At 58.0% G+C, this 12,836-nt stretch carries 16 protein-coding genes; 6 read left to right on the forward strand and 10 right to left on the reverse strand.

All coding sequences use genetic code 11. From position 1 onward, the window contains the following. Positions 1 to 70: 70 nt before the first annotated feature. Positions 71 to 868 carry a MetQ/NlpA family ABC transporter substrate-binding protein gene (locus tag VK725_RS01595; protein ID WP_325316311.1) on the forward strand — a complete coding sequence of 266 codons (798 nt, stop codon included), beginning with the start codon at positions 71 to 73 and terminating at the stop codon, positions 866 to 868. Between the two features lie 58 nt (positions 869 to 926). Here the strand turns inward: VK725_RS01595 and pncB are convergent, their stop codons facing one another. Beyond that, entirely contained in the window at positions 927 to 2,114 is a 1,188-nt protein-coding gene (gene pncB, locus VK725_RS01600) for a nicotinate phosphoribosyltransferase (protein ID WP_325316312.1), read from the reverse strand. Between the two features lie 365 nt (positions 2,115 to 2,479). Here pncB and VK725_RS01605 point away from each other — a divergent pair, with 365 nt between their 5' ends. After that, a complete protein-coding gene (locus VK725_RS01605) occupies positions 2,480 to 3,292 on the forward strand; it encodes a cytochrome c (protein ID WP_325316313.1) in 813 nt (270 codons plus the stop codon). Here VK725_RS01605 and VK725_RS01610 read toward each other — a convergent pair. The 3 genes from VK725_RS01610 to VK725_RS01620 all read right to left on the reverse strand — a co-directional run bounded on the left by VK725_RS01610 (position 3,289) and on the right by VK725_RS01620 (position 5,319). After that, positions 3,289 to 4,386 (reverse strand): aminopeptidase, encoded by a 1,098-nt coding sequence (locus VK725_RS01610; RefSeq protein WP_325316314.1) that lies wholly within the window; start codon positions 4,384 to 4,386, stop codon positions 3,289 to 3,291. The genes VK725_RS01605 and VK725_RS01610 overlap by 4 nt on opposite strands. A gap of 45 nt (positions 4,387 to 4,431) precedes the next feature. Next, positions 4,432 to 4,842: a hypothetical protein gene (locus VK725_RS01615; protein WP_325316315.1), complete on the reverse strand. Its 411-nt coding sequence runs from the start codon at positions 4,840 to 4,842 to the stop codon at positions 4,432 to 4,434. Positions 4,843 to 4,980: 138 nt separating this feature from the next. Further along, positions 4,981 to 5,319, reverse strand: coding sequence for a hypothetical protein (locus VK725_RS01620; RefSeq protein ID WP_325316316.1), 339 nt, complete (start codon positions 5,317 to 5,319; stop codon positions 4,981 to 4,983). Here VK725_RS01620 and VK725_RS01625 point away from each other — a divergent pair. Continuing rightward, entirely contained in the window at positions 5,312 to 5,749 is a 438-nt protein-coding gene (locus VK725_RS01625) for a hypothetical protein (RefSeq protein WP_325316317.1), read from the forward strand. The two genes, VK725_RS01620 and VK725_RS01625, sit on opposite strands and share 8 nt — an antisense overlap. A 50-nt stretch (positions 5,750 to 5,799) precedes the next feature. Here VK725_RS01625 and VK725_RS01630 read toward each other — a convergent pair whose 3' ends face one another. Beyond that, positions 5,800 to 6,402, reverse strand: coding sequence for a rhomboid family intramembrane serine protease (locus VK725_RS01630; RefSeq protein WP_325316327.1), 603 nt, complete (start codon positions 6,400 to 6,402; stop codon positions 5,800 to 5,802). A 109-nt stretch (positions 6,403 to 6,511) separates the two neighbouring features. Here VK725_RS01630 and VK725_RS01635 point away from each other — a divergent pair, with 109 nt between their 5' ends. Continuing rightward, positions 6,512 to 7,393, forward strand: coding sequence for a PhzF family phenazine biosynthesis protein (locus VK725_RS01635; protein ID WP_325316318.1), 882 nt, complete (start codon positions 6,512 to 6,514; stop codon positions 7,391 to 7,393). A 10-nt stretch (positions 7,394 to 7,403) separates the two neighbouring features. Here VK725_RS01635 and VK725_RS01640 read toward each other — a convergent pair whose 3' ends face one another. Both VK725_RS01640 and VK725_RS01645 read right to left on the reverse strand, forming a co-directional pair. After that, entirely contained in the window at positions 7,404 to 8,297 is an 894-nt protein-coding gene (locus VK725_RS01640; protein ID WP_325316319.1) for an NAD(P)-dependent oxidoreductase, read from the reverse strand. A gap of 64 nt (positions 8,298 to 8,361) precedes the next feature. Beyond that, positions 8,362 to 9,540 (reverse strand): NAD(P)/FAD-dependent oxidoreductase, encoded by a 1,179-nt coding sequence (locus tag VK725_RS01645; RefSeq protein ID WP_325316328.1) that lies wholly within the window; start codon positions 9,538 to 9,540, stop codon positions 8,362 to 8,364. Positions 9,541 to 9,639: 99 nt separating this feature from the next. Here VK725_RS01645 and VK725_RS01650 point away from each other — a divergent pair, with 99 nt between their 5' ends. Next, positions 9,640 to 10,122, forward strand: coding sequence for a YajQ family cyclic di-GMP-binding protein (locus VK725_RS01650; RefSeq protein ID WP_325316320.1), 483 nt, complete (start codon positions 9,640 to 9,642; stop codon positions 10,120 to 10,122). Between the two features lie 47 nt (positions 10,123 to 10,169). On the opposite strand, the gene VK725_RS01655 is transcribed toward VK725_RS01650, so the two are convergent. From VK725_RS01655 to VK725_RS01665, 3 genes are all read right to left on the reverse strand, one after another. After that, positions 10,170 to 10,859 carry a DUF1345 domain-containing protein gene (locus VK725_RS01655; protein ID WP_325316321.1) on the reverse strand — a complete coding sequence of 230 codons (690 nt, stop codon included), beginning with the start codon at positions 10,857 to 10,859 and terminating at the stop codon, positions 10,170 to 10,172. Next, a complete protein-coding gene (locus tag VK725_RS01660; RefSeq protein WP_325316322.1) occupies positions 10,856 to 11,131 on the reverse strand; it encodes a GNAT family N-acetyltransferase in 276 nt (91 codons plus the stop codon). The genes VK725_RS01655 and VK725_RS01660 overlap by 4 nt, the downstream gene beginning before the upstream one ends. An 87-nt stretch (positions 11,132 to 11,218) precedes the next feature. Beyond that, complete coding sequence (locus VK725_RS01665) at positions 11,219 to 12,295, reverse strand: 3-deoxy-7-phosphoheptulonate synthase (RefSeq protein ID WP_325316323.1); 1,077 nt, start codon at positions 12,293 to 12,295, stop codon at positions 11,219 to 11,221. Between the two features lie 272 nt (positions 12,296 to 12,567). Between VK725_RS01665 and VK725_RS01670 the strand changes: the two genes are divergently transcribed. After that, positions 12,568 to 12,836, forward strand: a 269-nt coding sequence (locus VK725_RS01670; protein ID WP_325316324.1) for an FKBP-type peptidyl-prolyl cis-trans isomerase, incomplete at its 3' end; no start/stop codon positions are given.

Consider the following 12,836-nt stretch of genomic DNA (forward strand, 5'->3'; position numbering starts at 1 on the left):
TCCAGGCGGCGGCTTTGCATACAGCCGTCTGGACGGCTATTCTTGTGCATTGCACAAGGACCCCATCCCCATGAAAAAGCTATTGGCTTTCTTTGCCGCTACGCTGCTGCTGGCTGGCTGCTCGTCGTCCGGTTCCGGCGGCTCCAACGGCCAGACGCTTACCGTGGCTGCGACCGCCGTGCCACATGCAGAAATTCTCAAGCAGGTGAAGCCCATTCTTGCAAAGGAAGGTATCGACCTGGATATCAAGGTGTTTGCCGATTACGTGCAGCCCAATACACAGGTTGAGGAAAAGAACATCGATCTGAACTACTTCCAGACCAAACCTTATCTGGACACCTTCAATCGCGAGCACAAGACCAATCTGGTGATCGTCACCGGCGTGCATATCGAGCCGTTCGGCGCGTACTCGCATAAATACAAGTCCATCGATCAGTTGCCCAATGGCGCGACCGTGACGCTCCCCAACGATCCGAGCAATCAGGGTCGCGCCCTGCTGCTGCTCGCCAAGAACGGCTTGATCACGTTGAAAGATCCGAGCAACGAACTGTCCACGCCCAAGGACGTCGTCGGCAATCCCAAGAACCTCACCTTCAAGCCGCTGGAAGCCGCGATGCTTCCGCGCACGCTGGACGAAGTGGATCTGGCTTTGATCAACACCAACTACGCACTCGCAGCCGGACTCAATCCGACCAAAGATGCGCTGCTGATCGAAGACAAGAATTCACCGTATGTGAATTACCTGGTGGGACGTCCGGACAATCAAAACGATCCGCGCGTGCAAAAGTTGGCACAGGCGCTGACCAGTCCTGAGATAAAGGCATTTATTGAAGAAAAGTACAAAGGCGCGGTGCTACCGGCGTTCTAAGAGTTCATAAAAAAGCCTGCGCACTTGCAGGCTTTTTTGAGCCATTCAAAGCGGCCAACTAAATTTCCGCTGTCACCGGAATCTCGAACACCTGCCGTAAATAAGCGATATACGCCTTGTCATCGCACATGTTCTTGCCGGGCGAATCACTGAGCTTGGCCACAGGCTGTCCATTACAGCGAACCATCTTGATCACGATATTCAACGGCGTGGGACCAACGTCATTCGTGAGATTGGTACCCACACCGAAGGCGAGCTGGCAGCGCCCATGGAAATGTTCGTAGAGCTTCATCACCTTGGGAATATCCAGGCCGTCGCTGAAGACAAGCACTTTGCCGCGAGGATCGACACGTTTGGCTTCATAGTGTGCGAGCACGCGCTCGCCCCACGCAAAGGGATCGCCGGAATCGTGTCGCGTTCCGTCGAAGAGCTTGCAGAAGTACATGTCGAAATCGCGTAGGAAGGCGGTGAGTCCGTAGACATCCGATAGCGCGATGCCGAGGTCACCACGGTATTCCTTTGCCCACGCTTCAAGCGCTGCGATTTGCGAATCGCGCAGCCGCGGGCCAAGCGCCTGATGAGCCTGCAAGTATTCGTGTGCGAGCGTGCCCAGTGGGCGCAAACCCACTTCGCGCGCGAGCCACACGTTGCTAGTGCCAGTCAGCTGCGCACCCAATCCCTCGTGCAACGCGGTCACTACCTCTTTCTGCCACTCGCGCGAGAAGCGGCGGCGGGTACCGTAGTCAGCGATGCGGCACTCGGCATAGCCTGGAGTGTCCCGAAGCATGGCTATTTTCGCCTGAAGACGCCGGCGCCCTTCGGTGAAATCCATATTCGGGGCGTTGTTGCGGAAATACACTTCGTTGACGATGGCCAGCAGCGGCACCTCATACAGAATGGTGTGCAACCACGGTCCGACAATGCGTATCTCGATCTCGCCGTTGTCCTCCGGCGAAGGCGCGATATCAACGTATTTGGCGTTGAGTTGAAACAATCCCAGGAAGTCGACGAAGTCGCTTTTGATGAAGCGCCACTGGCGCAGGTAGTCGAGTTCATCCTCGGTGAATCGCAGGGTGCAGAGCGCGTGCAGCTCCTCGCGAATTTCGTCGATATAGGGCACCAGGTTCACACCGGGATTACGGCATTTGAACCGGTATTCCGCGTGAGCACCGGGATACTGATGCAATACCACCTGCATCATCGAGAACTTGTAGAGATCGGTGTCGAGCAACGAGCTGACGATCATGGATCACTTCCATGTCGGGGAGAGAGGTACACCCCACGATGGTGCGGTGCCCGCGCATTATCCAGCCGAAGTTGCCGTCGTGAACAGCAGACAAATGAAAACCCCGACAGCCAGGGGAATAACTGTCGGGGTTTGTTAGGCCGCGTTCCGGGGGGAGGGTAAATAGGAACCGGCCCCTCGATGGCTCGATGCTCTGAACCATCTAGGTTGTCGCCTCACGGCGATTCGTCTAGTTAGTGTGGTCGCTGCAAATGAAGTTCAAGGCCGCATCCCGTTCCGTTCAGCTAACCGATAGCTACACTACGCAACAACCATACGATGTGCATTTCCCCATATCCAAGTGCTTGCTAATACAGGAAATCGCCATGCGGGTACGTAGTCTTTGTCTTTTCGTCTTAATGCTTGCATTACCTTTGCATGCTGCCGATTTGATCATCGATACGGGACACGGTACCCGCACTTGGACAACGGCGCAGTTGCTGGCTCGCCCGGATTTACAAAACGTCACCATTCCGATCGATGTGGCGTTTGGCCGCACCATGCACTATCGAGCGGTGCCCTTGCGGGCACTCCTTGCGGGACTGCAACCGGGCGATCATCTGCAATTCGTCGCGAGCGACGGGTTCTCTGCCGATATTCCCGCCACCATTCTTCTCAACCAGCAAGGCGCCGAAGCGTGGCTTGCGATTGAAGATCCCAAACAACCGTGGCCGTCGTTACCCAATAATAAAGGCGATGCAGGGCCGTTTTACGTCGTGTGGACACGCCCCGCGGCAGCGGCCATCGGCACGGAGCAATGGCCCTATCAACTCGTGCGCATTCAACCGACGCAGGATGTGGCGACGCGCTTTCCGGCAACTGCACCGGCGACATCAGTCCCGGCCAACAGCGAGATTCGGCATGGTTATGCAGTGTTTCAGCGCACCTGCTTTGCATGCCACACGCTCAACGGCCAGGGCGATGCGCACATGGGACCGGATCTCAACATCCCGCATAATCCGACGGAATATCTGAGCGACACCCTGCTGCGCGCATTCATCCGCAATCCGCAGTCACTGCGGCGTTGGCCTGAAGGGAAAATGTCCGGCTTCCCGACGCAGCAATCGCTCTCGGACGCCGATCTGAATGCGGTGATCGCGTATCTGCACTACATGGCGCAGCGTAAGTCCGCTCATTAATCCGTTGCCATGGCCGCCGACGGTTCTTGCGATTTGAGCAACGCACGCAAGGTGTTCTCGCGCTCTGTTTTTGGCTGCTTCGCTAGCGCACGCACGCGCGCATAGAAATCCGGCCATTGACCACCGGCCTGTTTGAACAGCGCCGCGAACGATTGCACCCATTGGTCATACAAACCGAAAGGCAGAAGGGTCGCGTTGTTGATTGGCCGAGCGACCCACGCGTCATAGCGGTGATCGTTCGGATAGTTCTTGTCGCGCCATACGACGTAGCGTGCGCGGAAGTCTTCAATCTCGCGCTGCTTGCCAGTAGCCATGGCTTCCTGATCCGCGCCGCTTTTGTAGAGCTTCTTCAAACGCTCACGCAGATCGAGCACCAACTGGGTGAAGCCGTCATCCATGACTTGATCATGATTATTCGCCACGGTTTCACCGCGCGAACGATGCCATTCGCGCACGCCTTGGTCTTCTACGAACATCGCGTAGCTTTCGTTGAAGGGCGTATCGTCTTTGACGTAGATAAGCTGGTGGGCCAGCTCGTGAAAAATCGTGCCGATGAGTTCGTCGTCATCCCAACGCATCATGCTGCTGATGATGGGATCGGAGAACCAACCCAATGTGGAATACGCTGGTACGCCTCCGATGTAGACGTCGTAGCCCTCTGCCTTCAGCTTTTCGGCGCCTTCCTTCGCTTTCTGCTCGTCAAACCATCCGCGATAGGCCACGCAGCCGGCAATGGGAAAACATTGCGGCACGGCATCCACGGAGAAACGCGGCGTGGCGAACACGTTCCACACCACGTAGGGGCGATTGAGCTGCACGTAATAGGTGTAGCTACGGTTATCCGGCAGATCGAGCTTCACAGAGGCGAATTGGCGCGCTTCCTGGGAAAGCTTCAGGCGTGCGGCAAGCTTTGGATCGGTCGCCGAATCCGCAATCACCTTGCTGACGGAACGGCGCTGCAAAAGCAACGCACTTTCACCGTGCGTCACATGTGCGTAGTAACGAAGATCGGCACAGGCACCGAGCACGACAGCCACCACGGTGTAGACAATCAGCCGGATACCGGAATGGAGAATGCGGATTCGAAACGTCATCCCCCCATTCTGGCGGAAGACTTAGCTGTGAACATTGATGGCCGGTCAGTGATGACCGTTGCCACCACCGCCACCGGAATGTCCGCCACTCGAATGTCCGTACGATCCACCGTGGCCAGACCATCCGCCATGCCCACCGCCGTAATACCCATGCCCGTAATACCCACGCCCGTAATAACGGCCACCCCACCCGCCGCCTACAATAACCGGCCCATAGCAGCAGCCCCAACCGTACCCGTACCCGTACCCATATCCATAACCGTAGGGGTAATAGCCGTAGTAAGGGTAAGAACTGTAGTAGCCGGTCGCCGGAGTGCTGCCATAGTAAACATCGCCCGCGTACCCGTTGCCTTGTACATAGCTATAACCCGGCGCGATATAACAACCGGAAAGTGCGCCCGTGAATACGACCAGAGCGAGGGCTGCAAACAGGTGTTTGATGGTTGAGATTTTCATAGCGCGGGCTCCATGCGAGTGACGCTGATTAGTACGTTAATCCTGCACCGTTGAATCCGCCCTGAGCAACAAAACAACCGAGCCGGCTTTTTACGGCCGGCCCGGTGTCGAAATATCAAACGCAAAACGAAAATTCGGTCAGCTTTTGCCGTTCTTGCCTTGATCGCCACGCGCGTGCGCAACGTGGTTGTGCACCGCTTCCGCGGACGGCTTGCCTGCGTTGCCGTGCAGATCGCCATTTTCGCCCTGAGGCGCTGACGTGGCCCCAGGCCATGTGGGCCCCTGCTTTACGCGATCCTGCTTGGCTTTAAGCAACGCCTGAATGTGCGCGACCGCTTCTTCCGGGCTGATGTGATTGTGGTTTTCAGCTGGCGTGGAAGCGGTTGTAGCGGATTCTTGGGGCTTGCTGGGCTTCGCCTTCTTGGGCGCGGCCGGTTTCTTAGGGCTTGCCGGCGCCGCTGCGGGTGACTTGGCCACCACTGGTGCTGCCGCCTGGCTAACTGCCTTCTTCTCAGCCGTGGCTGGCTTGGGCGCCGCTGCTTTCTTCGCAGGCGCTTTCTTTGCCGGTGATTTCTTCACCGCACTCTTTGCCTTGGGTGCGGACGAAGCGGATTTGCTGACGGGCGCTTTTTTCGCCGTCTTCTTCACGGGCTTGCTGGCCGAAGTCTTTTTTACGGCCTTCTTTACAGCCTTCTTGGTGACTTTTTTTGCAGCCTTTCGCGCCGTTTTCTTCGCTGCCTTCTTACTGGCCGCGGCCCTTTTTACGGTTTTTTTAGCTGCTGCAGGCTTGCGGGCCGTCTTCTTCCCGGTTGAGCTGGCTCGTTTGGATGCCTTACGGGCCGCGGACTTCTTCGCGGCAGACTTGCGGGTCGTTGCCATGCGTGGGTACTCCGGCGGTGATGAGTAGGATCACAGTCGCATCTTCAAGGTGTATGCGCAATGAGCAAGTGCCGAAAATCACATGCCCGGCTGCGACAGCTGTTCCAGAAAAGTCGACAGCACGCCTGGATTCACCACGACGGTAAATACCACGCCATACGCTGCACCCCACAGGTGCGCACTGTGGTTGATATTGCCGCGCCCCTGCCGATCCATATAGACCGAATAGATCACGTAGAGCACGGCATAAATGATGGCCGGCACGGGCAAAAAATACACGTAGATCCTGGCCCACGGCGAATACAAAATGAAAGCAAACATGACCGCGGATACGGCGCCGGATGCCCCCAGGCTGCGATAGTTGGAGTTGTGTCGATTCTTCAGATACGTGGGCAGAATCGAAATGACCAGACCACCCACGTAAAACAGAACGAAACCGAAGGCGCCAAGCGACTGATTGACCTGAGGCTCCATGATCCTGCCGAAGAAAAACAGCGTCATCATGTTGAAGAGCAGATGCATGCCATCGGCATGAATCAGCCCGTAGGTGACCAGGCGCCAATACTGCTTTTTTCGCTCGATAGCCGGCGGCCAGAGAATCAGGTCATCGATCAGGTTTCGGTTGCTGAAAGCCATGAACGAGACGATGCACGTGACGGCCAGGATAATAAGCGTAAACAGCATATGACGATTCCGACAATGTTTTGGAATTCCGCCATCTTGACGTTCACGGGCCAAGTTGTCGACGGCTAGAATGCGCGATCACGTCTTATCTGCAAGCCCCTACCCCATGAGCCCTGTCCGCTATATGCATCTGGATGTCTTCGCCGCCAGTCCCGGTGGAGGCAATCACCTCGGCGTGGTCACGAATGCCACGGGATGGAGCGATGCGCAGATGCAGCGCTACGCGCGTTGGACGGATCTGGTGGAAACAACCTTTCTGCTTCCACCCAGCGATCCCAAAGCCAGTTATTGCGTACGCATCTTTACCCCCCAGAAAGAAATCGCCTTTGCGGGCCACCCCAGCGTGGGCAGCGCGCACGCAGTGCTCGAATGCGGACTGGCCACACCGAAGAGCGATCTGCTGTGGCAGGAATGCGGCGCAGGCGTGCTCCCCATACGTGTGGAAGGCAGTGGTGCACAACGGACGCTGTTATTGCAATCGCCTGCCGCACGCGTAGTGAAAACAGGCCTGCACGCGCATCCGCTCCTGGCGCCGACGCTCAACGGCATTAGTCTTGGCACGTTGCCGCCAGCGTTGGTCGATGGCGGCCGCCGCTGGTGGCTGGCCGAATGTGTGGATGAAGCGAGCTTGCGCGCCTGGCAGCCGGACCACAGTACGATCGGTGCTCTTGCCGTAGCCAGTGGCAGCATGGGCTTGTGTGCCTTCGCGCGTAGCAAGCATTCGGATTATCAGCTCGTCGTGCGCGCTTTTCCATCGGGCGTGGGCATCGTCGAAGATCCTGCGTCGGGCGCGGCCAATGGGTTGATCGCCGCTTACATCGCTCATGCCGAACCCAACGGTCCTCTCGCACAGGGTTACTCGGTAAGCCAGGGACGCGAAATGGGCCACGATGCGCTGCTGATCGCGCGTATCGCCGATGGCAGCATCTGGATTGGTGGGCGCACCAACACCGTGATCGACGGCACGCTGCAGTGGAACGGTCGTTAGGTCGACCTGCCTAGCCGCCTTTCTTGCGTCCATCCAGATTGGCGCGACGTTCCGATACCCGTGCAAGCGCCGATAAATCCATCGATCCGGCACCATCGGCCATAGCTTCCAGCAAACTGTCGCGCAACACACCTGCCAGCGGCAGCGGCACTTGCGCGGAGTGACCGGCGTCCTGCGCCAGCATCACGTCCTTCAATCCCAGCGGTAGCGCAAACCCGGGCGGCTGAAAGCGCTGTTCTGCGATCGACTTGCCGTAGCCCTGATAAACCGGCGAGGCGAACAATGTGCTCGTCATCAGCTCCAGAAAATCATGCGTACTGACGCCATAGGCCTTAGCAAGCGTCGACGCCTCGGCCATGCTCTCGATGGCCGTGACGAGCATGAAATTACCCGCAAGCTTCACCACGTTGGCGCGCTCGGGCGTGTCGCCCATTGGCCAGATTTTTGCAGCCATCGCTTCAAGCAATGGCTTGGCTTTTTCGATTGCACTCGCCTGCCCGGCGACGACGATATTGAGTTTGCCCGCTGCAGCAACGTCAGGTCGGCCAAATACGGGGGCAGCCACATAACCGAGCCCGCGCTTTGCGTGTTCGTCGGCAAGCTGTCGTGCGAGTGCGACGGAAATCGTCGCGTGATTGACGTGCACGGTGCCCGGGTCCATCGCATCGAGCAAACCGTCATCGATAAATATCTCGCGTACTGCCTGATCGTTCGACAACATGCTATGGACAACTTCGCCCTGCACTGCGCGATCGGGCGTACTCGCAACCTTGGCACCCAGCGACGCCAGTTTTTCCGACGCTGCTTGCGATCTATTCCAGACGGTGACTTGATGCCCGGCCGCAACAAGGTTGCTGGCCATCGCACTACCCATTGCGCCAAGCCCGATAAAACTAACTTTCATGATGAACTCTCCACACTGCAGACGTGCACTTCAGCACGACAGATGTTCAGCCGCCGCGAAACGGCTATACGACCTCGCCGGCCGCATGACCGGAAGCCCACGCCCATTGAAAGTTGTAACCACCGAGCCAACCGGTGACATCCACGACTTCGCCGATGAAATACAGGCCAGGCACCACTTTGGATTGCATGGTGGCAGATGAAAGACCGTCGGTATCCACGCCACCCAGCGTCACCTCTGCCGTGCGATAGCCTTCCGTGCCGCTGGCGACGACAGGCCAGTTATGCAGCTGATCGCCGATATCGCGCAGCTCGGCATCGCGATATTGGCGCATGGGGCGACTGGCGAACCACACCTCGCTAAGACGTTGCGCCAGACGTTTCGGCAACAAATCACCCAAGACATTGCGAAATTCGGCCGCCGGCCGCGCTGCGCGCTGATCGATCAGCCAATCGCCGATGGATTGCTGAGGCGAAAGATCCACGCGCAGATCGTCGCCTGGCTGCCAGTAAGACGATATCTGCAGAATGCATGGCCCGCTGATGCCGCGATGTGTAAACAACAACCCCGCGCGAAAACTTCGCTTGCCTACGTGCGCCTCGGCAACGGGCAACGCAACACCGGCGAGATCCGCGTAATGCTCTTGATGCTTGCCGCTCAACGTCAACGGCACGAGTCCCGCGCGTGTCGCCAGTACGTTGTGCCCGAACTGCCGCGCGAGTTCGTAACCCAATCCGCTTGCACCCATGCTCGGAATCGACAAACCGCCGCTGGCGACAACCAGCGAATCGGCATGCACTTCGCCGCGCGCTGTCAGCACGCTGAAACCCTCATCGGTCTTGCGCACTCTTTGCACGCCGCAATTAATTTCGACACGTGCATTCACCGCCCCGCATTCGTCCAGCAACATGCGCAGAATCAATTTGGATGACTCATCGCAGAACAGTTGCCCAAGCTCCTTTTCGTGATAGGCAATGCGATGCTTTTCGACCAATGCGATGAAATCGGATGGCGTGTAACGCGCCAGTGCCGATTTGGCGAAGTGAGGATTGCCCGAGATGTACTGGGCTGGCGTGACGCCGAGATTGGTGAAATTGCAACGACCACCGCCGGACATCAGGATCTTCTTGCCGGGCTTGTTGGCATGGTCGAGCACCAACACGCTGCGTCCGCGCTGTCCCGCGGTGATGGCACACATCAAGCCCGCAGCACCGGCGCCGATGACCAGGACATCCACTTTCACGCGACCACCGCCTTTTTCGCCGCCGGACTGCACATCCACGCATTATCCAACAGATGCATGCCTTACACTTGCCGCCTACCCCAGCAAAGGACTCTGGCCATGCCTTCCTTCGATGTCATCTCCGAGGTCGACAAGCACGAATTGACCAACGCGGTCGATCAGGCCAATCGCGAACTCGCCAATCGCTTCGACTTCAAAGGCACGGACGCCAAGTTCGAGCTGGACAAATTCGTCATCACGCAAAGCGCGCCCAGTGAGTTTCAGCTGCAGCAGATGATGGACATTCTGCGCAGTCGTCTCGCATCGCGAAAAATCGATACTCGCGCGCTGGACATGGCCGACCCGGAAGTGAACCTGGCCGGTGCACGCCAGAAGATCACGGTGAAGCAAGGCATCGAGCAGCCCGTCGCCAAGAAACTGATAGCCACCTTGAAAGAAGCCAAATTGAAGGTGGAAGCGCAGATCAATGGCGACAAGCTGCGCATCACCGGAAAGAAGCGCGACGACCTGCAGCTGGCGATGGCAGTCTTGCGCAAGGCCGAGGTCGAACTTCCGCTTCAGTTCGACAACTTTCGCGATTAAGTCGATGTGCTTTCATCTTGGCTTGCGCCGGGATGAAAGACCTTCAACTACGCAAGCCCCGCCGCGATGTTCACGCTGATGGCGATAATAAACACGTTGAAGAAGAACGCCACCACACTATGCAGCAATGCCGTCCGCCGTAGCGTGTGACTGGTGATCTGCACATCGGATACCTGAAAGCACATGCCGATCACGAAGGCGAAATATACAAAGTCCCAGTAGTCGGGCTGCTTCGTGCCCGGAAAATCCAGGCCTTCGTGTTGCTTGCCGAAATCGCCGTAGTAGCCGTGCGCATAGTGCAAGGCATACATCGTGTTCATGAAAAGCCACGACAGCACGATGCTGAGCGCGGCCATACCCATGGCCTTGGCGCCGCCACCCTTGGCGGCGTGCAGCTCGGTGGATAGTGCGACCAGCACGACCACCGAAAGCGCCACCGCAATCCAGAGCGTACTGCGACGCCCGACATCCTGACCCATCGCTTGCCGGCACATGTGCTCCGCGGTGACGCGATTGAACATGCGCGTCAGCATGGCGAGATAGAGCAACACACCAACATCGAAGCTGATCAAAAGCGCCGAAGGAGGCTTCACGCGCGATAGCATCAGCGTGACGAATACCGCCAGAAAGACGACAGTGGAAATCGCCAGCCATGGACGAGCCCGCACGAAACGAATGGGCGCCCACCGTCGACGCACCGATCGCCCCGGCGTCTTGCCCTCGCTGGACGCATTCATGCGCGCAGACCCGCGTATTCGGGATGACGCTCGCTCCACACTCGCGCATAACTGCACGCTGGCACCACTTTCCAGCCTTCCTGCCGCGCCACTTCATAGGCCGCGCGCACCAGCTCGCTCGCAATGCCGCGGCCGCCCACTTCAGACGGTACGCCCGTATGGGTAATGGTCATCACCTTTCCCTGCAAGGTGTACTCAAGTTCACAGGTGAAGCCATCCACCGTTGTTTCGAAACGGTGCGAGGAAGCCAGGTGCCGGATGTTCACAGTCATGATGCGTTCCCGCGCGTTGCAAAGTACAAGCATAGAACGCCTCGCCATCGGCCGCAGAGCAACCTTCGTTCGGCTGCCATGACTGACTCAGGCAGCAGCCTGTGCTGCAAGGTTATGACGACGCCGGCGCACGGCTTCTGCGAGTCGCTCCAGCACTTCTACGGTGGTCTCCCAACCGATGCAGCCATCGGTGATGCTCCGACCGTACGTCAGTTCGCATCCCGGAACGAGATCCTGCCTTCCGGCGACCAGATGGCTTTCGACCATCACGCCTTGTATGCGGGTTTCGCCAGCTTCGAGCTGCGCAGCAATGTCGGCAACGACACGGGGCTGATTCTCCGGTTGCTTGCCGCTGTTGGCATGGCTGGCGTCGATCATCAAACGCTCTGTGACACCTGCTTTGGCCAGTGCGCTGCATGCAGCGGCAACGTTGGCGGCATCGTAATTGGGCAACTTGCCGCCACGCAGGATCACGTGGCAATCCTCATTGCCGTGAGTGCTAGCGATGGCCGTGCGTCCGCTCTTCGTGACGGCCATGAAATGATGCGGCTGCGCGGCTGCGAGCACCGCGTCCACCGCAATCTTGATATTGCCATCCGTTCCGTTCTTGAAACCGACGGGGCACGACAAACCCGATGCAAGTTCACGGTGCGATTGACTTTCGGTCGTGCGCGCACCGATCGCACCCCACGCCACGAGATCGGCAATGTATTGCGGCGTGATCAGATCCAGAAACTCGCAACCGGCCGGCAAGCCGAGCGCGTTGATGTCGCACAATAGCCGACGGGCCAGATGCAGCCCTTTATCGATGTGATAACTCTCATCGAGATCCGGATCGTTGATCAAACCCTTCCAGCCCACCGTGGTGCGCGGCTTTTCAAAGTACACGCGCATGACGATTTCCAATGTGTCGGCGTGTCTCTCACGTTCGGCGACGAGGCGCCGGGCGTACTCCATCGCGGCATTGGTGTCATGAATCGAGCAGGGCCCGATGACGACGGCGAGACGATCGTCTTCGCCCTGAAGAATGCGGTGCAAGGCGCTGCGCGAGGCAGCGACCGTGCCAAGTGCTTGGGGATGCGGCTGGCAATCCCGCATGACGTCGGCAGGACTGGCGAGCTCTTTTATTTCGCGAATGCGTAAATCGTCGGTGAGGCTGGTCATGGAAAGCTCCTTTTTACGTGACCCGGCGACCAACAAAAAAGCCGCCAGGTTGGCTGGCGGCTTTTTCGAGGAAAGTGGGTGATCTGGTTAGTTACGATCGCGCACCATGCTCCGCCGCCGGCTTCGGATAGCCATAAAACCAGAAGTAATAGCGGTGGGAGGCGATGATCATGGGGTAAGTGATACCACATCACAGTGCCGATGCCAAACAGCTGCGCGGCATAAAACAATGCGCTAACGTCTCATTATTCATTCCGTTTCTGGGGGTTTACATGGCTCGTCCGCTGGTCTTTCTTGTTACCGCCGCGCTGGTCCTAGGCGCTTTCGGACTGCGTACTGCGCATGCCGATGACGTTGCCAAGCTCAGCATCATGGACCAGAAAGTAGGTACGGGCGATACAGCGCGCGATGACACGGAAGTCGAGGTCAACTACACAGGTTGGCTCTACGACGCGAAGGCCCCGGATCATCACGGCGCGAAGTTCGATAGCTCTTATGACAGTGGGCACCCGCTCACTTTCACCATTGGGGCCGATCAGGT

Origin of the sequence: Dyella sp. (assembly GCF_035486915.1) — a bacterium.
Lineage (GTDB): Bacteria > Pseudomonadota > Gammaproteobacteria > Xanthomonadales > Rhodanobacteraceae > Dyella_B.

Excerpts from the sequence above, each read along its gene's own strand:
- VK725_RS01635 (WP_325316318.1), top strand. The coding sequence starts at position 6,512 with ATGAGCCCTGTCCGCTATATGCATCTGGATGTCTTCGCCGCCAGTCCC.
- pncB (WP_325316312.1), bottom strand. The coding sequence starts at position 2,114 with ATGATCGTCAGCTCGTTGCTCGACACCGATCTCTACAAGTTCTCGATG.
- VK725_RS01610 (WP_325316314.1), bottom strand. The coding sequence starts at position 4,386 with ATGACGTTTCGAATCCGCATTCTCCATTCCGGTATCCGGCTGATTGTC.
- VK725_RS01615 (WP_325316315.1), bottom strand. The coding sequence starts at position 4,842 with ATGAAAATCTCAACCATCAAACACCTGTTTGCAGCCCTCGCTCTGGTC.
- VK725_RS01650 (WP_325316320.1), top strand. The coding sequence starts at position 9,640 with ATGCCTTCCTTCGATGTCATCTCCGAGGTCGACAAGCACGAATTGACC.
- VK725_RS01595 (WP_325316311.1), top strand. The coding sequence starts at position 71 with ATGAAAAAGCTATTGGCTTTCTTTGCCGCTACGCTGCTGCTGGCTGGC.
- VK725_RS01605 (WP_325316313.1), top strand. The coding sequence starts at position 2,480 with ATGCGGGTACGTAGTCTTTGTCTTTTCGTCTTAATGCTTGCATTACCT.
- VK725_RS01665 (WP_325316323.1), bottom strand. The coding sequence starts at position 12,295 with ATGACCAGCCTCACCGACGATTTACGCATTCGCGAAATAAAAGAGCTC.
- VK725_RS01655 (WP_325316321.1), bottom strand. The coding sequence starts at position 10,859 with ATGAATGCGTCCAGCGAGGGCAAGACGCCGGGGCGATCGGTGCGTCGA.
- VK725_RS01640 (WP_325316319.1), bottom strand. The coding sequence starts at position 8,297 with ATGAAAGTTAGTTTTATCGGGCTTGGCGCAATGGGTAGTGCGATGGCC.
- VK725_RS01660 (WP_325316322.1), bottom strand. The coding sequence starts at position 11,131 with ATGACTGTGAACATCCGGCACCTGGCTTCCTCGCACCGTTTCGAAACA.